The organism is Pseudoduganella sp. R-34, from assembly GCF_049904655.1.
Classification (GTDB): domain Bacteria; phylum Pseudomonadota; class Gammaproteobacteria; order Burkholderiales; family Burkholderiaceae_D; genus Rugamonas.
In genome coordinates this window covers 6,443,190-6,469,774 of the sequence record NZ_CP184572.1, presented here as the reverse complement: position 1 = coordinate 6,469,774, position 26,585 = coordinate 6,443,190, and the positions used below count along the sequence as shown (strand labels likewise).

Here is a 26,585-nt window from a genome sequence, read left to right as displayed (position 1 = left end):
CGTAAGAGGATGACAAGGAAAGTACTCACCGCTGTGGCATTGAGCCTGCTGGCGGCAAGCGCCTGGGCGCAGGAAGAGGCCCCGGCGCCAGAAGGCGATACGATTGTGATCACGGGCCAGCGCCCCGGCCCGGGCCTGTGGAAGGTCAGTAAAGGCGAACACGTGATGTACGTTTTCGGCGATTATGCACCGCTGCCGATCAAGATGGACTGGCGCTCCCACGAAGTGGAAGCCATCATCGCCAAGTCCCAGGAATACCTGCCCAAGCCGTCGTTTGGCATTTCCGTCGGCTGGTGGGGCGGCATCAAGATGCTGCCATTTGCCATCGGAATCAAGAATAACCCGGACGGCGGCAAGCTGATCGACGTGCTGCCAGCCGATACTTACGACCGCTGGCAAGCGCTCAAGACAAAATACATCGGCAAGAACGACAGCATCGAGCGGGAACGCCCGATGTTCGTTGCCGACACGCTGTACCAGCAAGGGCTGGAAAAGAACGGCCTGACCATGCGCACCGACGTCTATTCGAAGCTCGACAAGCTGGTGAAGCAGTACAAGGTGAAGGTCACGTCCAGTAACGTCCAGACCGAACTCGAAAGCCCGACCGAGGCCCTGCGCGCATTCAAGAATTCACCGGGAACGGACGTGCTTTGCTTTGCCAGGACCGTGGAGCGCCTCGAGTCCGATCTCGATGCGATGCGCGCGCGCGCCAATGCATGGGCGGTCGGCGACATGTCGAAGATCTCTTCCCTGAGCTTTGCCGACCGCGAAGCCGCATGCACCGACGCAGTGCTGAACAACGACGCGTTCAAGTCGAACGAGAAGCTGAAGCAGGTGAAGGAAACGATGCAGAAGAACTGGCTGGCCAACGCCGAGCGCGCACTGGCGGCCAATGATTCGACCTTCGCTGTGCTGCCGCTGGTGCGCCTGCTCGATCCGAAAGGCCCCTTGGCCGAGCTGCAGGCCAAGGGCTACAAGGTGGAGGCGCCCGAGTAAGCGCCCCCGCCTCACGCAAGCCTGGCGCGCTTTGCGCCGGCACCGGCTTGCGGCGGCAGCTTGAACACTTCCAGTGCCTTGGCGACGGCCTGCGCCTGCAGGTCCAGCACGCCGGTGGCGGCGGAAGCTTCCTCCACCATCTGGCTGTTCTGGCGCGTCACTTCGTCAAGCTGCACGATGGCGTCTTTCACCTGGTTGACGCCGTCGCTCTGTTCGCGCGTCGCGCCGCGGATATCGCCCATGATGGAGGCCACGCGGCCGATCGAGGATATCACCGCATCCATGTCCTTGCCGGCCGCGGTGGCCACGTTGGCGCCGCCTTCGATCTTGCCGGCAGAGGCATCGATCAGTACTTTGATGTCCTTGGCCGCCGCCGCGCTGCGCTGCGCCAGGCTGCGCACTTCGCTTGCTACCACCGCGAAACCGCGGCCGCTTTCGCCGGCGCGCGCCGCTTCGACCGCTGCATTGAGGGCCAGGATATTGGTCTGGAAAGCGATGCCGTCGATCAGGCCGATGATGTCGACGATCTTGTGCGAGGACTGCCGGATCTCGTCCATCGCCGTCACCACCTGCGCCACGGCGACGCCGGTGCGTTCGGCCAGCGCAGTCGCTTCGGTCGCCACGCCATTGGCGATATTCACGTTGTCGGCTGTCTGGCTCACGGTGCCGGTAATGAGCCCCATATGCGCCGTGGTCTGTTCCAGGTTTGCCGCCTGCGCTTCGGTGCGCGCTGCCAGGTCGACGTTGGCGCTGCGCACCTGCGTCGTGGTGCTGCGGGTCAGTGCGAAATTGCCGCGGATGTCGCCCAGTATCGACGCCAGGTTCAGGTTCAGCTGGCGTACGAAGGCCTGCAGTTGGCCCAATTCATCGTGGCGGTCGACCGCCATGCGTGTGGTCAGGTCGCCGCCGGCCAGGATGCGGGTGGCGTTGATGCAGGCCTGGACCGGCGCCACGATGGCGCGGTGCAGGTTGTACCAGCCGTACAGCGCCAGCGCCGCCAGCAGCAACGCCTGCACGTGCAGCGCGGAGTCGGAGTAGGGCAGCACGGCATGCAGCGCCATCGCCAGCGCCAGCAGCGCCATGCTGCCGAAGCACAGCGCCATGCGCTGCGACAGGGAGATGTCGCGCAGCGCATTGGCGATCTTCCTGCGACCGCGCGGTGCGGCGGCGCCGCGTGCGATGCGCACGCCATCCGGATTCGGGCCCTTGACGGTGCGGTACAAAGCCTCGGCATCCTTGACCTGCTGCGGCTTCGGCTTGGTGCAGACCGACATGAAGCCGGTCGTGCGGTTCTTCTCGATCACGGGGGTAACGTTGGCGATGCACCAGAAGTAGGCGCCATTCCTGCGGCGGTATTTGACCAGGCCGCGCCATGGTTCGCCCGACATGGTGGTGCGCAGCATGTCCTCGTCGATTTGCGCCGGCATGTCCGGGTGATAGAAGGCCTTTTGCGGGCGTCCGATCAGGTCCTCGCCGGCGTAGTCGCCGACAGCGATGAACGTCGAATTGGTGTAGGTCAGGCGGCCCTGCAGGTCGGTGGTGATGACGATGGGCTTGCCGTCTTCAAGCAGGGTTTCGTGTTCGGCTGCGGTGAGTGTGCTGCGCATTTTTGACACTTTGTTTCAGTTGGGAAAGATCGCAGAGCATACTAGCAGATCGACGAATGGCCGCGCCGAAAGCGTGGCCATTTCGTGGTTTTTCCGCCAAAACAGTTGTCACGCAGTTAAGCTGGCAATTCCATCGCAAAGCCGACGCCAAAGCGGTTCCAGGCGTTGATGGCGCCGATGACGAAGGTCAGTTCCGACAGCTCCTGTTCGCTGAACTGGGCAGCGACCTCGCCGTACACCTCGTCCGGTGCGCCGTTTTTGGACAGCTCGGTCAGCGTTTCGGTCCACAGCAGCGCGGCGCGTTCGCGCTCGTCGAAGAACGGCGTTTCGCGCCAGGCTGGCAGCGCCAGCAGGCGGCGCACGTCTTCGCCGTGCTTCAGTGCGTCCTTGCTGTGCATGTCGATGCAATAGGCGCAGCCATTGATCTGCGAAGCGCGGATCTTGACCAGCTCGCGCAGCGAGAGCGGCAGCAGCGATTCGGCGATGGCGCGCTCGAGGCCCATCATGGCCTTCATGGCGGTCGGGGCGGCGGCGTAGTAGTTGATGCGTTTCATGATATCTCCTGAGAAGCGATGAATCCACTTTAGTCCGGACGAGATTGCGGATAAACTGGTCTTTATCGTTTTGAATATACGGAAAGTCGAACAATCATGGCTTTTGACCGTCTTGAGGCCATGCGCGCCTTCTGCCGCATCGTCGAGGTAGGGAGTTTCGTCGGCGCGGCCGAAGCACTGGGCGTGCCGAAGACCACCATCTCCGGCCAGATCCAGGGGCTGGAGGCGCACCTGGGCATGAAGCTGCTGCACCGGACCACCCGCCGCGTGTCGCCCACCACCGACGGCGCGGCCTATTACGAAGGCGCCCGCGCGCTGCTCGACGACCTGGATGAACTGGAGTCCTCGCGCCACGATGCGCGCGGCCGGGTGCGGGTTGAAATGCCGTCGCCGGTCGGCACGGGCCTGATCATCCCGGCCTTGCCGGATTTCGCGGCGCGCTATCCGGATGTGCGGCTCGATATCGGCTGCGGCGAGCGCGTGGTGGACCTGGTGCAGGAGGGAATCGATTGCGCCTTGCGCGGCGGCCCGGTGGCGGACCAGGATCTGGTGGCAAGGCCGGTGGGGAATATGCGCTTTTGCCTGTGCGCTGCGCCCTCCTACCTGGCGTCGGCCCCGAGGCTGGCGGCAGTGGAGGAGCTGCCAGCGCACCGCTACCTTGGCTTCGTGTTTGCAGCGACAGGCCGCCAGCACGTCCAGTCGCTGCAGCGCGGCGACCAGCGCTACGTGATCGAGCAGCTGCCTGCCATGCGCTTCAATAGCGCCGCTGCTTACGTCGCGGCGGGCGTGGCGGGTCTCGGCATCCTCAATATCCCGCGTGCGGAAGCGGCGCTGCATTTGCGCAGCGGCGCGCTGGTGGAAGTACTGGCGGACTGGCACCTGGGCAGCATGCCGATCAGTCTTGTCTACCCGTATGCACGCAGGCTGTCATCGCGCGTGCGCGCCTTTACCGACTGGGCCACCGCCTTGATGGCGAGCGACCCTTTGTGGCGCTAAGGCTTGGCGACCCTGGCGCCAACCAGCTTCGCGACGCCGGCCAGCGTGGTCTGCGCAGCGTTCAGGCCAAGCAGGAAGTCCTTGTCCGAATAGTTCGAATACAGGTCGGTCGGCTGGTGCCAGTGCGGGTTCCAGCCGGCGCCGATCTGCTGCCCGCGCTCGTTCTCGCGCAGCGAGATAGAGGGCACCAGGTCCATGAAGGGCGTGGAGTCGGTGTTGGTCATGTGGAAGCCGACCGCAGCCGGATAGTTGGTCGCGTACTTGTCGTTCGCCGCGCGGAAGTCCCATGCCAGCCTGGCCGAAGCTTCGGCCTGTTTCGAGTTGGACTGGAACTCGATATTCACGTCCGCCTCCGCGCGCTGCTCTTTCGGCAGCACGTAGACCGGATGGCCTTTCGCGTCCAGCACCGGCCTGCCGGCGTCATCGAGCTTGGGGACCGGCATGCCGTGGTCGAACAGCATCATGTCGTGCTGGATCATGCCCAGCCAGCGCGGTTCAGGGTATTTGCCCGAGCCTTTCGGCGACTCGATGCCTTGCAGGTTCTTGCGCTGCTCGACGTAGGCGGCTGCGCCGTTCAAGCCGGTTTCCTCGTTGTTCCACAGGGCGAAGCGGATCGAGCGCTCGGTTTCCACGCCCGGCGCATTGAAGATGCGCGCCAGCTCCATCACCAGCGCTGTGCCGGAACCGTCGTCGTTGGCAGCCTCGCCAAAGCCGATGCCGTCCATGTGCGCGCTGACGATCATCATTTCGTCGGGACGGGTCTTGCCGATCTTGGTGCAGTAGACGTTCTCGCGCAGCGAGGTGCCTTGCGGCGTCTGTTCGGCGTTGAGTGCGCGCAGCCGTTCATCGGGCTGCTTCATCGGATCGGTGTTCACGCCGGTGGGCGCGCGGTTGCCGAACAGCGTGCTGCCGCCCTGGCCGGGTGGTCCGCCCGCGCCGCCTCCCGCCGCCACCGCCGGCTTGCCGCGCACGGCCGGTTCGGTGAACTGGTACTGCAGGCGCTCCACGTTGGAGCAGCCATACGCTTTCAACTGCGCTTCGATCCAGTCCAGCGCCTGGCGGTTGCGTTCCGTGCCCTGGCGCCGGTCGCCGAACCTGGTCAGGCTTTTGATGGTGGCCTTGTACTTTTCGAGTTCGAGCTGGTTCACCAGCGTGGAGATCGGATCGGCTGCAGCTGGCGTTTGTGCGTGGGCGGCATTTGCCGCGAAGGCCAGTGCGATGCTGAGGGCGACGGTTGCTTTCATTGGGAGCTATCCGGTGATGTGGTCCAGGCATTTTGCACCTTCCGCGCTGGCCGCTGCGTGAATTTTCAATGGCGTGACGCCATAACCGTGATACCAAAAGGGGTATTGCGGATGTAAAAGATACGATTGGTGGTCGTGCGAACCAATGACTACGATGGTCTGGCAGTAAAAAAAAACTCCAAGGAGACCATCTATGAAGAGAATTCTGTCATGTTTCGCCATGCTGATCGGCATGGTGCTTTCCGCGCACGCAGCCACGCCGATCACGATCAATACCAGCGTGCAGTACAAGATCAAGAACGTCAACAGCGGCCTGGTATTGGGCATTGACGGCGCCAGCCAGGCTGCCGGCTCCAAGGTGATCCAGTGGTCCGACAACGGTACCGCCGACCACCTGTGGCACTTCATGCCGATGGGGAATGGGCGCTACAACATCGAGAACATGTTGACGCACCAGGTGCTGGGCGTCACCAACGCCTCGACCGCCGACGGCGCGCAGGTCGTCCAGTGGGCCGACAACGGCACTTCGGACCACTTATGGGTGGTCACGCAAGCGGCCAGCGGCAACTTCCTGATCCAGAACGTCAACAGCGGCAAGTACCTGGAGGTGTATATGGCGAGTACCGCCAACACCGCCACCATCGACCAATGGGGCCTGACCGGCTGCACCTGCCAGGAATGGCAGCTGGTGAACACCGGGGCCAGCCCGTACCCTGCGCCGCGCGCCGTCACCGGCAACGGCATCTTCGTGCACGACCCCTACATGCTGCGCGACGGCAGCGGAAAGTACTGGCTGTATGGTTCGCACCAGACGCTGGCCACATCGACCGACGGCGTGAACTTCACCAATTACACCAGCTGCACGACGGCCCAGATGGGCGGCTATGCGCCGAACTGCCCTGCCATCGGGCCGGACTTCAGTTCATGGAGCGGCCTGCAGACGCCGAAGGGATGGAACAATGGCGCCAACACCGACGTCTGGGCGCCTAGCCTGATGGTGGCGAACGGCACCTATTACCAGTACTACTCGATTCCCTACCTGCCTAGCACCGGCGCGGAAGCGGTGATCGGCGTCGCCACCAGCTCGTCGCCGCAGGGGCCATGGACCGACAAGGGTTTCGTCACCAAGTCCTGGAACAGCACAACCACCTCGCCGCCGCCCGGCTTCTGGGCGACCACCGACAATGCGATCGATCCGGCGCCGTTCCGCGACGCCAGCGGCAACTGGTGGATGGCCTGGGGCTCCTGGACCGACGGCACGCACCTGGTGCAGCTCGACCCGGCCAACGGCTTGATCAAGACCAACGCCCCGGTGTACACGGTGGCCAAGCGCGGCAACCCGTCGGCCGGCGAAGAAGGCCCGTTCATCTACTACTACAACGGCTATTACTATTACTTCGCGCCGATCAACGAATGCTGCAAAGGCTCGACCAGCACCTACCGCACCATCGTCGGCCGCTCCACCAGCGTGACCGGGCCCTATGTGGACCGCGGCGGCGTGGCCCTGACCGCAGGCGGCGGCACCATCCTGCTCAGCACCCACGGCAATATCATCGGCCCGGGCGGCGGCAGCGTGTTCACCGATCCCGGCAACAATAACAAGCCCACCTACGTCTACCATTACTACGACGGCAACAATGGCGGGCGGGCGACGCTGGGCATCAATACGCTTGGCTTTACCGCCGACGGCTGGCCGTTCATCCAGTAGGGCCACCGTTACAGTCTTGCCAACCGCAGCCAAAGCCACATAGAATGCGGGCACGCGGGTGTAGTTCAATGGTAGAACGGCAGCTTCCCAAGCTTCATACGAGGGTTCGATTCCCTTCACCCGCTCCAGAATACGCAATGGCGCCCTCGAGGCGCCATTTTTATTGCCGTAATAGCAACATTCATCTGCATAAATGTGTATTAGAAAAAAAATATTGCAGAAAACGCTAAATTCTTGCCGGAAACGCTGGATATATTGTTTGAAGGGCATGTTGAGGAGGACTCCATGCCCGCTTTTACCAACAAACAATTTATTCGGACGAGAAATTCATGGTAGCGATTGTCAGCGGTGGTGCACTGGGCCTGCAAAGCGGTTCCCGTTTCGTGTTGGGTGGAGACCGGGGAACGGTCGGTAATGCGGCCTTGGGGCGTAATGGCGACCAGGCCTATCTGAACGCCGCCAACGGCAACCTGGTCATCCAGTCGCGCGACGAGTTCCTGGCCGCCAATGGCATCGACACCGCGCTCCTGCGCACGTATAACAGCCAGGGCATCTATACCGACCGCCTGGGCGTGTTCGGCGACGGCGATAACGGCGACAATTTCCGCCTGGGCGTCTACAAGCGCGTCGCTTTCGTCAGCGGCAAGGTGAACACGGCGGGCAGTATCGCCAGCCGCACCGAGGAAGACGGCAGCACCGCCACCTATACCTATGACGCGGCGCGCGGCTGCTATGTCACCACCGACGGCGCCGGCGCCCATGACACGCTGACCTACACCCCGGCCAACGGCAGCGTGCCGTCGAGCTGGACCTGGCGCGACGGCGATAGCCAGGCCAGCGAGACCTACAACACCTCGGGGCTGATCACCTCGGCCACCGACGTGGACGGCAACACCACCACCTTCACCTATGCCGGCCGCCTGATGCAGAGCGTGACCATGGCTTCGGGCGATGTGCTCTACCTCGATTACAGCGACAACAACCTGGTCGGCCTGCGCACCGTCAGCGGCGGCGTCACCCGCAGCCGCACCCGTTACACCTATGACAGCAGCAAGCGCCTGACCAGCGTGGAGGTGGACCTGTCGCCGGACGATAACAGCAAGACCGACGGCAACACCTACACCACCCGTTACACCTACGACGGCACCAGCCGCCGCATTGCCACCCTGACCCAGAGCGACGGCACGGTGCAATCGTTCACCTACGTGCAGGTGGGAACGGACTTCCGCGTCGCCAGCATGACCGACGGCCTGGGACGCGTCACCCGCCTGAGCTACGACGTTGCCAACGGCCGCACCGACATGACCGATCCGCTGGGCTTTGTCACCAGCTTCTTCTACGACGCCAAGAACCAGCTGACCCAGGTGCTCAGCCCTGCGGTCAATGGCATTCGCGTGCGCACCAGCTACGCCTATGACGCCAGCGGCAACGTCACCAGCGTCACCGACGGCAACGGCAATGCCGTGACCATGACCTACGACGGCAACGGCAACCAGCTCACGCAGCAGGATGCGCTGGGCAACGTGGTGGCACGCAGCTACAACAGCGCCAACCACGTGGTGAGCGAGTCGGTGCGCATGGGCAATGGCAGCGCCCTGGTCACCCGCTACGTCTACGACAGCAAGAACCACCTGCGCTTCCGCATCAACCCGGCCGGCGACGTGGTGGAATACCGCTACGACGCCAAGGGCCAGCGCGTGGCGCAGATCGCCTACAACGGCGGCACCTACAACACCTCCGCCCTGGCGGAAGGGGCGGCGCCAGGCGAAGCCCAGATGACTGCCTGGTCTGCGGCGCAGGACAAGACCCTCAGTGCGCGCAGCGATTTCGCCTACGACTTCCGCGGCCTGGTGAGCGCCAGCACCACCTATGCCGAAGTGGATGGCGCCGGCAACGGCGTGGCCGATGGCGCCAACACCGTCAACTATGTATACGATGCCTCCGGCCTGCTGCTCAAGACCATCAATGCCGGCGCCACCACCAGCTACGCCTACGATGGCCTGAACCGCCTGCTGGCCAGCACCGACGCGCTGGGCCAGCAATCGCTGGTGCAGTACGACGATGCGCACAACCGCACCGTGTCGACCCTGGCCAACGGCCTGGCCACCACCTCCACCTACGACGCCGCCGGCGAGCTGGTCAGCGTGATCCAGAGCGACAGCGCCAACGGCGCCGAGCTGGGCACCGTGCGCAACTTCTACGATGCCGACGGCCGCCTGTTCTGCACCCAGGACGCGACCGGCGTGCGCACCACTTTCCTGTACGACGAGATGGGCCGCCGCAACGGCATGATCGACGGCTTCGGCGCCTTGACCGAAAGCGTGTACGACGGCGCCGGCAATCTGGTGCGCACCATCCGCTACGCCAACCTGGTGGACAGCAGCAAACTGGTGGATGCCGCCGGCGCGCCGCAAGCCGCGACCCTGGCCACGCTGCGTCCGCTGGCCAGCGCCGCCGACCGCCGCGTCGACCAGGTCTACGACAAGGACAACCGCCTGGTCTACACGGTGGATGAAGCGGGCTTCGTCACCCAGCAGTTCTTCGACGCCGCCAACCGCGTCACCGACCTGGTGCGCTACAACAACGCCATCAGCCGTGCCGCGCTGCCGGCCAACCCGCAGCTGGCCGACATCCAGGTGGTGTCGTCCACCGAGGACCGCCACAGCCGCAATTTCTTCGATGCCGACAGCCGCCTGGTGGGCCAGCTCGATGCCCAGGGCGTCCTGACCGAGCAGAAATACGACGCCATCGGCCAGCTGGTGGAGACCGTGCGCTATGCCACCCTGACCGATGCCGCCCTGCGCAGCAACGGCTCGCTGGAACAATTGCGTCCACAGGCTTCCGCCGCCGACATCAGCGTGCACCAGTTCTTCAATGCGCGCGGCCAGCAGACCGGCGCCATCGACGGCGAAGGCTACCTGAGCACCTTCAGCTATGACGCCGCCGGCAACCGCAGCGCCGTCAAGCGCTTCGCCAACCCGGTCAACTACATGCCGGGCGCGCGCCTGGCGCAGATGCTGCCGCAAGCCAGCGCGGCCGACCAGCAGGCGACTTTCAGCTATAACAAGCTGAACCAGCTGGTTTCGAGCACCGACGCCGCCGGCGTGCGCAGCGATTTCGCCTACGACAAGGTGGGCAAGCTGGTATCGACCGTGCAGGCGGCCGGCAGTGCCGACCAGCGCACGGCCCTGGTGCGCTACGACGTGCAGGGCCGCCTGGTGGCCGAACTGTCCGGCCAGGGCGCCAGCCTGCTCAACGGCGACACCGTGCACGACACCGGCATCTGGGCCGGCTACGCCAAGCGCTACGGCTATGACGCCGCCGGCCGCATGGTCAGCAGTACCGACGCCCTTGGTGCGTCCACGCTGTACTTCTACGACGGCGCCGGCCGCCGCACCCATAGCGTCAACGCGCTGGGCGAGGTAAGCGGCATCCGCTACGACGCCTTCGGCCAGGCCACCGACACCATCAGCTACGCCAACCGCATCGATACCGCCGGCCTGGCCGGCGGCAGCAATGCGCCGGTGCTGGCCGCACTGGCGGTGGCGGCCGATCCATTGCGCGACAGCCTGCTGCACACCGATTACGATGTGCGCGGCCAGGCCACCCGCCTGGCCGACGCACTGGGCAATGCCACCGTGCGCAGCTACGACGCCTTCGGCCAGCTGAGCAAGGAAATGCGTCCGATCAGCGCGGCTGTGCAGGAACTCGTGCGCTTTACCTACGACAAGCGCGGCCTGCAGACGTCCGTCCTGCGCGACGCCGACGGCATTGCCGCCCTGCGCAGCACTGAATACGACGCCTTTGGCCGCGCCGTGGCGCAGACCGACGCCAACGGCCAGGTCACCCGCAGCACGTTTGACCGCAACGGCCGCGTGGTGGCCAGCTATGACGCCATGGGCCAGGTGCGTTCCACCAGCTACGACGCTTTCGACCGCGTGCTGACCCAGACCGATGCGCGCGGCAATGTGACCCGCTATGCCTACGACACGGCACTGCACAGGACCACCGTCACTTCGCCGCTTGGCATCGTGACCACCATCACGCGCAGCGCGCAAGGGCAAGTGATCGCTCTTGCCGATGGCAATGGCAACACCACCGCCTACAGCTACGATGCCGATGGCCGCCTGCTAGCCACCAACGATGCCAACGGCAAGGCCGAGCGCAATGAATTCGATGCGGCCGGCCACCTGGTCGCCACCATCGACCGCAACGGCGTCGCCACCCGTTACACCTACGATGCCGCCGACCGCCGCCTGAGCCAGGTGGTCGATGCGGGCGGCCTGGCGCTGACCACCACCTGGACCTACGACGCCAAGGGCGAAGTGGTGTCGCAGCGCGACCCGAATGGCGTGCTGACCGTCACCAGCTACGACCAGAAAGGCCAGGCTACCCGCGTGGTGGTCGATCCGGCCGGCCTGAACCTGCACACCAGCTATACCTACGACGCGCAGGGCCACACCCTGACCGTCAGCCGCGGCGCCAACGGCGTCGACAGCTCCAGCGTACGCTACGACTACGACAAGCTGGGCCGCCGCGTGGCCGAAGTGGTCGACCCGGCCGGCCTGGCCGTCACCACCCGCTACGCCTACGACGCTGAAGGCAACCGTGTCAGCATGACCGACCCGGACGGCCACGTCATCCAGTTCCATTACGACGCCAACGACCGCCTGCTGGAATCGGTGGATGCGCTGGGCCATGCAACCAGGTTCGAGTACGACGCGGACGGCAACCGTACCCGCGCCGTCGACGCCAACGGCCATGCCACCAGCTTCGTCTACGACGCCGGCAACCGCCTGCTGTCGCAGACCGACGCGCTGGGCGGCGTGACTGCCTACACGTACGACGCCAATGGCAACCGCCTTTCCAGCACCGATGCGCTGGGCCGCACCAGCCGCTTCGAATACGACAAGCTGAACCGCCTGGCCAGCCAGATCGACGCGCTGGGCCAGCAAACCACCTACGCCTACGACGCGAACGGCCAGCGCCTCAGCGTGACCGATGCCAAGGGCGGCGTGAGCCGCGCCGAATACGACGCGGCTGGCCGCCTTGCCGCCAGCATCGATGCGCTGGGCAACCGCACCAGCTATGCGTACGATGCCAACGGCAACCGCATCGCCACCACGGATGCCAACGGCCATACCGTAGTCTTCCACTACGATGGCGCCAACCGCATGGACCAGCAGGTCGACGCGGCCGGCACCACGCGCTTCAGCTATGACGCGCGCGGCAACCGCACCGGCCTGACCGATGCCAATGGCAACACCACCAGCTTCGCCTACGACGGCGCGGACCGCCTGGTGCGCGTGACCGACGCGCAAGGCGGTACTACCGTCTACGCCTACGACGCGGCGGGCAACCGCACGTCCGTGGTAGACGCCAACGGCCATGCCACGAGCTTCAGCTACGACGCCGCCAACCGCCTGGTGCAGACCACCGACGCCCTGGGACAAGTCACCCGCAAAGAATACGACGCAGTGGGCAACCTGCTGCGCAGCACCGACGCCGCCGGCAATGCCACCACCTACATGCTCGACGCGCTGGACCGCGTGGTCAGCCGCACCGATGCCATGGGCTTTGTCACCGCCTACCAGTACGACGCGGTCGGCAACCGCACCGCGCTGACCGATGCCGCTGGCAACACCAGCCGCTTCGAATACGACGCCGGCAACCGCCTGACCCGCAGCGTGGACGCGCTCGGCCTGGTTACCAGCCACGAGTACGACCAGCTGAACCGCCGGGTACGCAGCATCGATCCGGCCGGCCACGACAGCAAGTTCGACTACGACGCAAACGGCCGCCTGACCGCGACCATCGACGCCTTGGGCGCCCGTACCTCCTACGAATACGATGCTGTGGGCAACCGCACGGCAGCTTTCGATGCGCTGGGCAACGCTACCCGCTTTGAGTACGACAGCAGCAATCGCCTGGTGGTGCACACCAACGCGATGGGCCAGAGCACGCGCTACAGCTACGACGCGGTGGGCAACCGCCTGGCCAGCGTCGATGCCAATGGCCATGCCACCAGCTACCGCTATGACGCGTTGAACCGCAAGGTCGAAGAGACCAACGCCGCGGGCGACTCGGTCCAGCATGTCTATGACGCCGTGGGCAACCTGATCATGACCCGCGATGGCAACGGCCACCAGCGCTTCAACCATTACGATGCACTGAACCGCCTGACTGCAGCAGGCGATGCGCTGGGCGCCATTACCCGCTTCGATTACGACGCCGTGGGCAACCGCACCGTCGTCACCGATGCACTGGGCAACGCAACGCGCTTTGCCTACGACGCCAACGGCCGACTGGTCAACCAGACTGACGCGCTCGGCAACATCACCCGCCACGATTACGACCGCCTGGGCAACCGGGTGGCCACCACCGACGCGCTGGGCCGCGGCACCCTGTTCGCCTATGACGCCAACAGCCGCCTGCTTTCCGTCACCGCTCCCGGCAACGAGGTGACCGCCTTCAGCTACGATGCGGCTGGCAACCGCACGGCAACGACCGACGCCAACGGCAACCAGACAGTGTTTGCATACGACGCCGTCAACCGCCTGGTGTCCAGCACCGATGCCCTGGGCCACCGGACCACGCACGCCTACGACGCCGTCGGCCAGCGCCTGTCCACCACCGATGCCAACGGCCATACTGTCTCCTTCAGCTACGATACCGTCGGCCGCCTGGCCGCCACCGCGGACGCCTTGGGCAACCGTGTGGAGCACCGTTACGACCAGGCCGGCAATCGTGTTGCCACAGTCAACGCCAACGGCCATGTCACAAGCTATGGCTACGACGCGGCCGATCGCCTGGTTTCCGAGACCGATGCGCTGGGCAACCGGGCCGAGTACCATTACGACAACGCCGGCAACCGCGTGGGGGCAATCGATGCCAACGGCCATGCGACCGGCTTCGAGTTCGACGCCAACAACCGCCTGGTGCGCCAGACGGACGGCACCGGACGCTCGACCAGCTTCGCCTATGATGCCGTCGGCTCCATGGTGGAAAGCACGGACGGCAACGGCAATGCCACCCGCTTCAGCTACGACGCCAACGGCCGCCTGTCCGTACGTACCGATGCGCTGGGCGGCATGACTCGCTTGGCCTACGATGCGGTGGGCAACCGCATCGCCAGCATCGACGCCAACGACCATGCCACCAGCTACGTGTACGACCTCGCAAACCGCCTGGTGAAACAGATCGACGGGCTGGGGAACGCCACCAGCTACGAATACGACAAGGTCGGCAATCGCCTGGCCACCACTGACGCCAACGGCGCCACCAGCCGCGCCGCGTATGACGCCGCTTACCGCCTGGTCAGCGAGACCGATGCGCTGGGTGCGGTCACCACGCACAGCTACGATGCCGTCGGCAACCGTATCCACAGCACCGACGCGCTGGGCAATGCCACGGCCTTCGATTACGACGCGGCCGACCGCCTGCAAAGCATCACCGACGCCCTGGGCGGCGTCACCCGCCACAGCTATGATGCCGCCGGCCAGCGTGTATCGACCACCGATGCCGCCGGCAGCACCACGTCCTTCAGCTACGATGCAGCAGGCCGCCTGGTAGCGCAGACCGATGCCATGGGCGGCAAGAAAGCGTTCGCCTACGACGCCGCCGGCAACCGCATCCAGGTCGTCGACGAGAATGGCAACAGCACCAGCTTTGCCTATGATGCCGCCAACCGCCTCAATGAGCAGCGTGACGCCCTGGGACATACCGTGCGCTTCATGTACGATGGCGCCGGCAACCGCATCGTCATGATCGACGGCAATGGCCACGACACCCGCTTCGGTTACGATGCGCTGAACCGCGTGGCAAGCGTGACCGACGCGCTGAACAATACCAGCAGCTTCGAGTACGACAAGGTGGGCAACCGCATCGCCAGCATCGATGCCAACGGCCACGCCACCCGCTACGAATTCGACGCGGCCGATCGCATGGTGGGCCAGACCGACCCGCTGGGCAACCGTACCGGCTATGCCTACGACGCCGTGGGCAACCGCGTCGGCACCACCGACGCCAACGGCTTCACTGTGCGCGCGGCATACGACGCGCTGCACCGCGTGATCGAGACGATCGACGCCCTGGGCGGGACCGACAAGCTGCGCTACGACGCGGTCGGCAACCTGCTGGAGACCGTCGACGCCGCCGGCAACCCGACCCGCTTCGAATACGACGCCCTGCACCGCCAGGTAGCGGCCATCGACGCCCTGGGCGGCATGACGCGCGCCACGTACGACGCGGTCGGCAACCGCACCAGCACTACCGACGCCCTGGGCCGCGTGACCCGCTTCGCCTATGACAAGCTGCAGCGCCAGGTCGGCATCACCGATGCGCTGGGCGGCGTGACGGCGGTCGCCTTCGACGCTGCCGGCAACCGCATCGCGCGCACCGACGCCAACGGCAATACCACCCGCTTTACCTACGACCAGGCCAACCGCCTGGTGTCGCTGCAGGACGCGCTGGGCGTGGAAACCGCCTATGCCTACGATGCGGCCGGCAACCAGGTGAGCGTCACCGATGGCAATGGCCACATGGTCGAGTCCATCTTCGACGCCGCCAACCGCCTGGTCCAGGTGAAGAATGCGCTGGGCGAGATGAACAGTTACGGCTACGACAAGGTCGGCAACCGCGTCGCCGTCACGGACGGCAACGGCCACACCAGCACCGCCGCTTACGACGCCAACAATCGCCTGGTGCGCCAGGCCGACGCGCTTGGCAACGCGACGCAGCACGAATACGATGCCGTCGGCAACCAGGTGCGCGTGGTCGACGCCAACGGCAATGCCAATGCCTTCAGCTACGACGCCAATCGCCGCCTGTTGAAACAGACCGACGCGCTGGGCAATGCCACATCCTTCGCCTACGACGTGCTGGGCAACCGCACCTCGGTGGTCGACGCGCTGGGCCGCGTCACGAGCTTCCATTACGACGCATTGAGCCGCATGGTCAAGCAGACCGATGCCCTGGGCCACGACAGCAGTGTCAGCTACGACGCCGTCGGCAACCGCCTGAGCGCAACCGACGCCAACGGCAACACCACCAGCTTCGCCTACGATGCGCTGAACCGCCTGGCCGTCACCACCGATGCGCTGGGCAACCAGACCGGGTTCGCCTACGACCATGTGGGCAACCGCACCGGCGTCACCGACGCACGCGGAAACACCACCGCCTTCGAGTATGACGCCAACGGCCGCCTGGTGCAGGTGACCGACGCCCTGGGCGGCAAGACCCGCCATGCCTACGACCGCGCCGGCAATCGCCTGAGCGTGACCGATGCGCGCGGCAACGTCACCGCCAGCGAGTATGACGCAGCCAACCGCGTGGTGCGCGCGACCGACGCGTTGGGTGGCGTGACCCGCCACAGCTACGACGGAGCCGGCAACCTGGTCGGCAGCATCGACGCCAACGGCGCCAGCACCTCGGCGCAGTACGATGCCGCCAACCGCCTGGTAGTGCAGGTCGACGCGCTGGGCGCGGAAACGCGCTTCGCCTACGATGCCGTGGGCAACCGCGTCTCGGTCATCGACGCCATCGGCGCCGAGAACAAGTTCGCCTATGACGCCAACAACCGCCTGCAGGAGCACACCGACGCGCTGGGCGCGATCGAGAGCTACACCTACGATGCCGTCGGCAACCGCCTGTCGGTCGTGGACCGCAACGGCAACGACAACACCTTCGAATACGACGAGCTGAATCGCCTGGTGGCGCATGCCGACGCCTTGGGCAACGCCAACATCTTCGAGTACGACAATGTCGGCAACCAGTTGCTCGAGCGCGACCGCAACGGCAACGCCACCAGGCGCGCGTTCAACGCGCTGAACCAGCTGGTCTCGGTGACCGATCCGCTGGACGGCGTCACCGCCTACGGCTACGACCAGGTCGGCAATCGCACCTCGGTGGTCGACGCCAACGGCGGCGTAACCGCCTTCGCATACGACGCGCTGAACCGCGTCTCCCTGGTGACCGACCCGCTGGGCTACGAAACCCGCCGCTTCTACGACGCCGTGGGCAACGTGGTGAACCTGACCGACGCCAATGGCCATGCCACCCTGTCGCAGTACGACGCCGGCAACCGCCTGGTCGTCAAGACCGACGCCATGGGCAATGCCAGCCGCTACGCCTACGACGCCGTGGGCCGCCTGCTGGAACAGACCGACGGCAACGACCATACCCGCCGCTACGCATATGACCTGGCTGGCCGCATGGTGAGCAGCACCGACGCGCTGGGCAACACCACCACCATGAGCTACGACGCGGTCGGCAACCAGGTTGCCGTGACCGACGCCAATGGCCACACCAAGCGCAGCAAGTACGATGCCGAACATCGCCTGGTGCGCCAGCAGGATGCGCTGGACAACGGCTTTGATTACGCCTATGACGCAGTGGGCAACCTGCTGGCGCAGACCGACGCCAACGGCAACGTCACGCGCCGCGCCTACGACGCCAACAACCGCCTGCTGCAAGTGATCGACGCCCTGGACGGCGTGACCGCATACGAATACGACAAGGTCGGCAACCGCATCGCGCTCGAGGACGCCAACGGCAACACGACCCGTTACAGTTTCGACGCCAAGAACCGCATGACGTCCAGCCTGAATGCGCTGGGCTTCAGCAACAGCTGGCAATACGACAAGGTGGACAACCGCGTTTCCTCCACCGATGCCAACGGCCACACCACCAGCTACGTCTACGACAAGGACAACCGCCTGACCGGGCTGACCGATCCGCTGGGCTACACCGAAGCCTACGTCTACGACGGCGTCGGCAACCGCACCGGCTTCACCGACAAGAACGGCCACGCCACCAGCTACAGCTACGACGCCGCCGACCGCTTGGTGCAAAGCAAGGATGCCCTCGGCTACACCGAACTGTTCGAGTACGATGGCGCCGGCAACCGCCTGGCCTTTACCGACAAGAACGGCGCCCGTAGCACCTTCAGCTACGACGCTGCCGACCGCCTGCTGGAAGCAAAAGACGCGCTGGGCCACCGCGAGCAGTTCGAGTACGACGCGGTTGGCAATATGCTGGCCCGGAGCGACAAGAACGGCGCCCGCACCACCTTCGGCTACGACGCCGCCAACCGCAAGGTCACGATGGCCGATGCGCTGGGCAAGCAGGAAAGCTATGCCTACGATGCGATGGGCAACTTGCTGAGCACGGTCGACCGCAACGGGCACACCACGCAGCAGGCCTACGACAAGCTGAACCGCGTGGCCAGCCGTACCGACGCGCTGGGCAAGCAGGAAAGCTACGCCTACGACGCAGTCGGCAACCGCCTCTCGGCCACCGACCGCAACGGCCACACCCGCCAGTTCAGCTATGACGCCGGCAACCGCCTGATCGGCAGCCGCGATGCACTGGGCCATCTCGAAGTGTATTCCTACGACGGCGTGGGCAACCGCATCCAGCTGACCGACCGCCACGGCAACAGCACTTACTTCGAATACGACGCCGACGACCGCCTGATCGCGATCCGCAACAGCGTGACCAGCGCCGCCGGCGACATCAAGTGGGTGGTCGATCCCGATATCGAACCGCCGACCGAACCGGAAGAGCCGGAGTTCCCGGAAGAACCGGGCGAACCGGAAGAGCCGCCTCCTGGCGGCTGGCCTCCAATGCTCCGCATGAACAGCCTCGCTGTCTCCAGCGGCGACGATTCCGGCTATGGCTACGGCTATGGCTACGGTTACGGCAGCGGCCATTTCACCGGCTACCAGGACCCTTACACGGTAGAACTGGTGACCCGCTTTGAATATGACGGCGTGGGCAACCGCGTCGCAATGATCGACCGGAACGAAAACCGCACGGAATACAGCTACGACCAGATCAACCGCCTGACCGTCACCAAGGACGCGCTGGGCGGGGAGACCGTCAACGCCTACGACGGCGTGAACCGCACTTCGGTCACCGACGCCAACGGCAACCAGACCAGCTACAGCTACGACGCGGCCGGCCGCATGATTGCAGCGACCGACGCGCTGGGCAAGGCGGAGCAGTACGCCTACGACGACGCCGGCAACCGCACCTCCGTGACCGACCGCAACGGCCACACCACCAGTTTCGCTTACGATGCGGACGGCCGCCTGCTGTCCGTCACCAATGCGCTGGGCGACATGGAGCAATACCAGTACGACGCCGTCGGCAACCGCATTGCCCTGGTCGACCGCAACGGCAAGGCCACCACCTACGCCTACGACGCCAACGACCAGTTGGTCGCCGTCACCAATGCACTGGGCAAGACCGAAAGCTATGCCTACGACGCTGTGGGCAACCGCCTGTCCGTGACCGACCGCAATGGCGGCGTTACCGCCTACGCCTACGACGAGGAAAACCGCGTCGTGACCGTCACCGACGCGCTGGGCAACGTCACCGCCAACGCGTACGACGCCAACGGCAACCTGGTGCGCAGCACCAATGCCAAGGGCCATGCCACCGAATACGAATTCGACCAGCTGAACCGCCTGGTCAAGACCATCTTCGACCGTTTCGACGAGCACTACTGGAACCAGGGCTACGAGCAGACCTACCAGCGCGTGGTATCGACCCGCTACGTGTATGACGGCGTCGGCAACCGCATCACCATGGTCGATGCGGAACAGAACAGCACCAACTACGAGTACGACAAGGTGTACCGACTGACCACGGTCACCGATGCGCTGGGCAACAGCACCAGCTACCAGTATGACGCAGTGGGCAACCGCACCTCGCTGGTCGACGGCAACGGCAACGAAACCCGCTTCAGCTACGACGCCGTCAACCAGCTGGTTGGCACCGTGGACGGCAATGGCAATGCCGACAGCACGACCTACGACGCCGCCGGCAACCGCATCGCCTACACCGACCGCAACGGCCACACCACGCGCTACGAGTTCGACGATGCCGGCCGCCAGCTGCGCACCATCGATGCGCTGGGCAATGTGTCGAGCAGCAGCTATGACGCGGTCGGCAACCGCCTGAGCAACACGGACCGCAACGGCCATGTGACCAAGTACGAGTACGATGCACTGGGCCAGCTGCTGCTCCAGACCGATCCGATGGGCGCCACCCAGTCCTTCACCTGGGATGCCGTCGGCAACAAGACGTCGGCCACCAACCAGCTTGGCAGCGTGACCCGCTTCGCCTATGACCTGAACAACCGCCTGGTTGAGCAGACCGATGCGCTGGGCAACAAGGAGAGCTACACCTACGACGTGCTGGGCAACCGCACCAGCACCACGGACCGCAACGGCAACAAGACCAGCTTCGACTACGATGTGCTGAACCGCATGGTCAAGCAGGTCGATGCGCTGGGCAACGCGACCACCCACGCCTACGACACCGTGGGCAACCGCGTCAGCACCACCGATGCGCTCGGGTTCACCACCAGGTACGTCTACGATGCGGTGTACAACCTGGTCGACACGATCGACGCGCTGGACGGTCACACCCGCCAGGAATACGACGCGGTCTACAACCTGACCGCGCGCATCGACGCCAACGGCCACCGCACCCAGTTCCTGTACGACGCCGTCAACCGCCAGGTGGAGAAGGTAGACCCGATGGGCTACTCCACCAAACTCGAGTTCGACGCCGAAGGCAACCGCATTGCGCGCACCGACGGCAACGGCCACACCACGACCTACGAGTACGACGCCGTCAACCGCGTGGTGAAAACCACCGATCCGAAAGGCTATGCGGACAAGGTGGAGTACGACGCCGCCGGCAACCGCACGCGCTACACCGACCGCAACGGGGGCGTCACCACCTTCGAATACGATGCCAGCGACCGCCTGCTGCTGTCCACCGACCCGCTGGGCCACACGGTGTCCAGCAGCTACGATGCGGCCGGCAACATGCTGCAAACGGTGGACCGCAACGGCAATGTGACCAGGTTCAGCTACGACGCCCTGAGCCAGCTGCTGTCGACCACCGACGCCATGGGCCATACCGAGAGCTACACCTACGACGCCAACGGCAACCGCACCAGCATCACCGACAAGAACGGCAACGCCACCGAATACCACTTCGATGCGCTGAACCGCGTCGCAACGCTGGTCGACGCGCTGGGCAACAAGGAGAGCTACGCCTACGACGAAGTGGGCAACCGCATTAGCGTGGAGGACAAGAACGGCAACGTATCGGAGTTCCATTACGATGCGCTGCACCGGATGATCCGGGAATACGATGCCAACCGTAATACGACTTACTACTATTACGACGCAGTCGGCAACCGCATCGAGAAGGACGATCCGCTCGGCTACGAGACGTTCTATCACTACGACGCCAACGACCGCCTGGTACGCGAAGAGCACATGATGCATACCCCCGGCTGGGGCGAATCCCTGACGCTGACCAGGGCCGGCGGCGAGGCGATGCTGGTTCCTGGCGCACTGTCCTACGGCGGTGATTGGGAAGAGCCGCACTACGGGCCGCGCCATGTGACCGACTACGGCTACGACGGCGTGGGCAACATCATCTTCGAAGACCGCTACTACGAGCAGATCTGGGGCGGCGAAGAGGGTGGCGGCGTCGACGACATGGAGCTGCACTTCACCATCAACCGCACGTTCGACGAGTGCGACCGCCTGGCGAGCGAATCGCATGGCGGCCTGGCGCCGACCGAATACGAATACGATGCGAACGGCAACATGACCGCTTCCATCGACCCGAACGGCAATGAGACCAGCTTCGCCTATGATGCTGCGAACCGCCGCATCAGCCAGACTTCGGCGCTGGGCAATGTCACGACCTATGCCTACGACGCCAATGCCAACCTGGTCAGCACCACCGATCCGCGCGGCGCGACCACGCTGCAGCGCTGGGACGCACTGAACCGCCTGGTCGGCACCACCGACGCCCTGGGCGGTGTCACCTCGTCCACCTATGACGCGGTTGGCAATGTGCTGAGCCAGACCGACGCAGCCGGCGGCATCACCCAGTACGCCTACGACAAGCTGTATCGCATGGTAGCGAGCACCGACGCGCTGGGTGCCGCCACCACCTTCACCTATGACGCCGTCGGCAACCAGCTGAGCCGCACGCGACCGAACGGCGCGGTGACCACCTATGCCTACGATGCGATCAACCAGCTGCTGCTGGCCACCGATGCCCTGGGCGGCGAGACGCGCTACGAGTACGACGCCGGCGGCAACCGCACCCGGGTCGAAGATGCGAACGGCCATGTCCGCGAGTACGAATACGATCCGCTGCACCGCATGACCCGCTCGACGCTGCTGCGCGACAACGGCAACTGGGACTACTGGGAGGAACGCGAGCGTTATACCTATAACGCAATCCACCAGGCCAATCTCTATCGCAACTACGACGAAGCCGAGAACAAGGACGGCGGCTACGCCCATGACGCGGCAGGCCGCCTGGTCGGCTACCGCAACGAAGACTGGAGGCGGGTCGAATACCGTTACGACGACGCCGGCAACCGCACCATGGTCACGGATGCGCGCGGCCGCATGACGTCGTACAGCTACGACAAGGAGAACCGCCGCATCGGCAGCACCGACCCGATGGGCTTTGCCACCAGCAGCGAATACGATGCAAACGGCAACATGGTCGCCTCGACCGACGCGCGCGGCAATACCACGCGCTACACCTACGACCTGTTGAACCGCCTGGTCAGCAGCACCGACGCCCTGGGCGGCGTGACACAGTACCGCTATGACGCCAAGGGCAACCGCATCGGCACCACCGATGCGCTGGGCCGCACCACGGCCAGCGTGTACGACGCCGACAACCGCCTGGTGGAGCAAACCGATGCACGCGGCACGGTGACCCGCTACGCCTACGACGTCAACGGCAACCGTACCAGCACCACCGACGGCGCCGGCAACAGCACCGCCTATGCCTACGATGTACTGGACCGCCTGGTCAAGACCACCGATGCCCTGGGCGCCGCCACCACCTACGGCTACGACAAGGTCGGCAACCTGACCAGCACGACCGACGCCAACGGCCATACCTCGACCAATGCTTACGATGCGGCCGATGACCGCATCAGCCATACCGACGCGCTGGGCAATGTCACCAGGTTCGACGTGCGCGAACACCACCAGGTGTCGCGCGTCACGGATGCCCTCGGCAACTGGAAGAGCACCTGGTATGACCAGGTCGGCCGGGTGAGCGGGCACGACAGCACCGATGGCCTGAGCGACAATCTCACGCGCGACAGTAACGGCAACGTGCTGATGCGCACGGACGCGCTGCAGAACGCCACGCGCTACTTCTACGACGACAACAACCGCCTGACGGACAGCGTGTCGGCGCTGGGCTACCTGACCCACTACGAATACGACGAAAACGGCAACATGGTGCGCCAGACCCGCTATGCCAACAAGGTCGACGGCCAGCTGCCGGACCCATGGTGGGGCGACCGCGACAGCTTCCGCATCGACCTGCCGCTGGCCGACGATGCGCACGACCAGGTCACGGCCTACGAATACGACGCGCTGAACCGCCTGGTGCGCAGCGTCGACAGCCTGGGCGGCATTTCGACCCGCGAGTACGACGCGGTCGGCAACCTGGTGCGCGAAGTCAATGCACAGGGCAATGCCGTCAGCTACACCTACGACGAAGGCCACCTGCTGCTGTCCTCAACCGACGTGCTGGGCCAGACCAGCAGCTACAGCTATGACGTGCTGGGTCAGCGCGTTGCCGTGACCGACGTGCTGGGCGGCGTCACCAGGAGCGCCTACGACGCCCTGGGTCGTGTGACGTCCACCACCGATGCCCTGGGCGGCATCAGCGGCAACACCTACGACGCAGTGGGCAACCGCCTGAGCGTTACCGACGCCAACGGCCATACCACCAGCTATGAGTATGATGCCAACAACCGCCAGGTGCTCAGCCGCAGCGCGGAAGGCAATGTCCAGCGCAGCGAATACGACGCGGTCGGCAACCTGGTCAAGGTCACCGATGCCCTGGGCAATGCCACGACCTACCAGTACGACGGCGAACACCGCCTGCTGATGGTCACCGACGCGCTGGGCAACAAGATCCAGCACGCCTACGACAAGAATGGCGACCGCCGCTATACCTATGACGGCACCGGCTCCTACTTCGGCCAGAGCGTCGACGCCGACCGCCGCCTGGTCGAGACCGACTTCCGCGAAGGCAACGAGCGCCAGCAGTCCTATGAGCTCGATGCCTTCGGCAACCGGATCGTCGTCCGCGACGGCAATGGCAACCCTTGCACCTATGCCTACGACAAAGGCAATCGCGTCATCAGCAAGACCGACGCGCTGGGCAATGTCACCACTTACGAGTACGACATCCTGGGCAACCGCACCGCCATGGTCGACGCCAACGGCGCGCGCACCGAGTACAGCTACGATGCCGCCGGCCGCCTGCTGAAGGAGACCGACGCCATGGGCGGCGTGACCACCCACGTCTACGATGCCGCCGGCCACGAAACCAGCAGCACCGACGCGCTGGGCTTCAGCACGCGCTGGAGCTACGACCTGCTGGGCCGCCTGCTGAAGGAAACCAATGCCCTGGGCGGCGAGACCAGCTACGAGTACGATGCGGTCGGCAACCGCCTGGCGGCGCAGGATGCCGCCGGCGGCCGCACCTTGTTCGCCTACGACGGCGACAACCGCCTGGTCAAGCAGACCGACGCCATGGGCGCTGCTGTGTCGTACGCGTACGATGTGGCCGGCAACCGTGTCGCCATCACCGATGCCCGCGGCAACGTGACGACGCTGGCCTACGATGCCGACAACCGCGTCAGCACCAAGACCGACGCCCTGGGCAATGTGACCAGGTACGGCTACGACGCCAACGGCAGTTGCACCAGCGTCCAGGATGCCCGCGGCAACACGACGAAGTATGGCTACGACAAGTTGAACCGCCGAGTCAGTGTCATCGACGCGCTGGGCAACTACACCGAAACGAGTTACGACGGTGTGGGCAACCTGAGCCAGGTCCGCGATGCCAACCAGAAGTACACGAGCTACTACTACAACCAGGCCGGCGCGCTGGTGCGCACCAAGGACGTTCTCGGCAACGAGGAAAGCTATACGGTGGACGCGGTGGGCAACCGCCTCAGCCGCACCGACGCCAACGGCAACACGACCAGCTACAGCTACGACGCGCTGCGCCGCCAGACCAGCGTCACCGACGCGCTGGGCGGCGTGACCCGCTTCGCGTACGATGCCCTGGGCCACGTGACCAGCCAGACCGACGCCAACGGCAACGTCACGCGCTACAGCTACGACGGCCTGGGCCGTGTCGTGGGCGAGACCGATGCACTGGGCGGCAAGCGCAGCTACGCATACGATGCGCTGGGCAACCTGGTCAAGGAAACCGATGCTGCCGGCAACGCCACCAGCCATACCTATGACGCCGACAACCGCCTGCTGAGCACGACCGACGTGATGGGCGGCGTGACCCGCTACGAGTACGACCAGAACGGCAACCGCCTGCGCACGGTCGACGCGGCCGGCTTCGCAACGCTGGCCAGCTACGATGCGCTGAACCGCCAGGACAGCAGCACCGACGCCTTGGGCAATGTAACCCGCTTCAGCTACGACGGCGTGGGCAACCGCGTCGGCGTGACCGATGCCAACGGCCACACCACCAGCTACGCCTACGACGCCGACAACCGCGTGGCCAGCGTCACCGATGCCCTGGGCCACACCACCTGGTTCACGTACGACAAGCTGGGCAACCGTGCTTCCATGAGGAATGCGCGCGGCTTCACCACCTATTACTACTACGACGGCCTCGGCCGTCTCACCCAGCAGGACAGCAGCGGCTACTCCCAGCGCTGGACCTACGACAAGGTCGGCAACACGCTGACGCACGCGGACGGCATCGGTACCTGGAACTACAGCTACGACGCGCTGAACCGCCTGGCCACCAGCACCGATCCGCTGTCCAACGTCACCAGCTACGGCTACGACGCAGTCGGCAACCAGACTTCGGTCACCGACGCCAACGGCCATACCAGCACCGCCACCTTTGACGGCCTGCGCCGCCAGCTGTCCAGCACCAACGCCCTGGGCCAGGCCACCAGCTACGAGTACGACGTGCTGGGCCGCCGCACCGCCACGGTCGACGCGCTGGGCCGCCGTACCGGCTACGCCTACAATGCGCGCGGCGACCTGCTGCAGCAGACCGACGCGCTGGGCCAAAAGACCAGCTTCAGCTACGATGCAGTGGGCAACCGCCTGACCGCCACCAGCACCGCCGGCGCCACCACCGTCTTCGAATACGACGGCAACCGCCGCCTGGTGCTGCAGAAGGACGCCGACGGCGTGCGCACCACCCATGCCTACGATGCGGTGGGCAACGAGACCGAGCGCGTGCTCGGCGCCGGCACCGCGCTGGCTGTGAAGACCAGCTGGACCTACGACGAAAACAACCGCCGTACCAGCGAGACCGACGCGCTCGGCGGCACCACGCGCTATGAGTTCGACGAGGTCGGCAATGTCAGCAAGAAGACCGATGCGCTCGGCCTGGAACGCAACTACGAATACGA

General features: G+C 65.0%; 7 protein-coding genes and 1 tRNA gene (1 of these 8 only partly in view). 5 read left to right on the top strand and 3 right to left on the bottom strand.

Features of this window, described 5'->3' with window-relative positions:
* Positions 1-9 precede the first annotated feature (9 nt).
* The gene (locus ACN9MW_RS29700) at positions 10-996 is read left to right on the top strand and encodes a TraB/GumN family protein (RefSeq protein WP_426165708.1); all 987 of its coding nucleotides are present in this window, start codon (positions 10-12) and stop codon (positions 994-996) included.
* Positions 997-1,007: 11 nt separating this feature from the next.
* Here the strand turns inward: ACN9MW_RS29700 and ACN9MW_RS29695 are convergent, their stop codons facing one another.
* Complete coding sequence (locus ACN9MW_RS29695; protein ID WP_426165706.1) at positions 1,008-2,603, bottom strand: methyl-accepting chemotaxis protein; 1,596 nt, start codon at positions 2,601-2,603, stop codon at positions 1,008-1,010.
* 116 nt (positions 2,604-2,719) lie between these two features.
* Positions 2,720-3,160 (bottom strand): carboxymuconolactone decarboxylase family protein, encoded by a 441-nt coding sequence (locus tag ACN9MW_RS29690; RefSeq protein WP_426172336.1) that lies wholly within the window; start codon positions 3,158-3,160, stop codon positions 2,720-2,722.
* Positions 3,161-3,253: 93 nt separating this feature from the next.
* Between ACN9MW_RS29690 and ACN9MW_RS29685 the strand changes: the two genes are divergently transcribed.
* Positions 3,254-4,153, top strand: a complete 900-nt coding sequence (locus tag ACN9MW_RS29685) for a LysR substrate-binding domain-containing protein (RefSeq protein WP_426165704.1) — start codon at positions 3,254-3,256, stop codon at positions 4,151-4,153.
* On the opposite strand, the gene ACN9MW_RS29680 is transcribed toward ACN9MW_RS29685, so the two are convergent.
* Positions 4,150-5,397, bottom strand: coding sequence for a M28 family metallopeptidase (locus ACN9MW_RS29680; protein WP_426165702.1), 1,248 nt, complete (start codon positions 5,395-5,397; stop codon positions 4,150-4,152). The genes ACN9MW_RS29685 and ACN9MW_RS29680 overlap by 4 nt on opposite strands.
* Positions 5,398-5,590: 193 nt before the next feature.
* On the opposite strand from ACN9MW_RS29680, the gene ACN9MW_RS29675 reads away from it, so the two are divergent.
* The 3 genes from ACN9MW_RS29675 to ACN9MW_RS29665 form a co-directional block, all read left to right on the top strand.
* Positions 5,591-7,105, top strand: a complete 1,515-nt coding sequence (locus ACN9MW_RS29675; protein ID WP_426165700.1) for a family 43 glycosylhydrolase — start codon at positions 5,591-5,593, stop codon at positions 7,103-7,105.
* Positions 7,106-7,159: 54 nt separating this feature from the next.
* A tRNA-Gly gene (locus ACN9MW_RS29670) sits at positions 7,160-7,233 on the top strand.
* A gap of 201 nt (positions 7,234-7,434) precedes the next feature.
* A protein-coding gene (locus tag ACN9MW_RS29665; RefSeq protein ID WP_426165698.1) for a LysM peptidoglycan-binding domain-containing protein crosses the window boundary here: on the top strand, positions 7,435-26,585 show its 5' portion. Its footprint extends 12,328 nt past the window's final position; the window shows 19,151 of its 31,479 coding nt (coding positions 1-19,151); its start codon is at positions 7,435-7,437; its stop codon lies beyond the right edge, outside the window.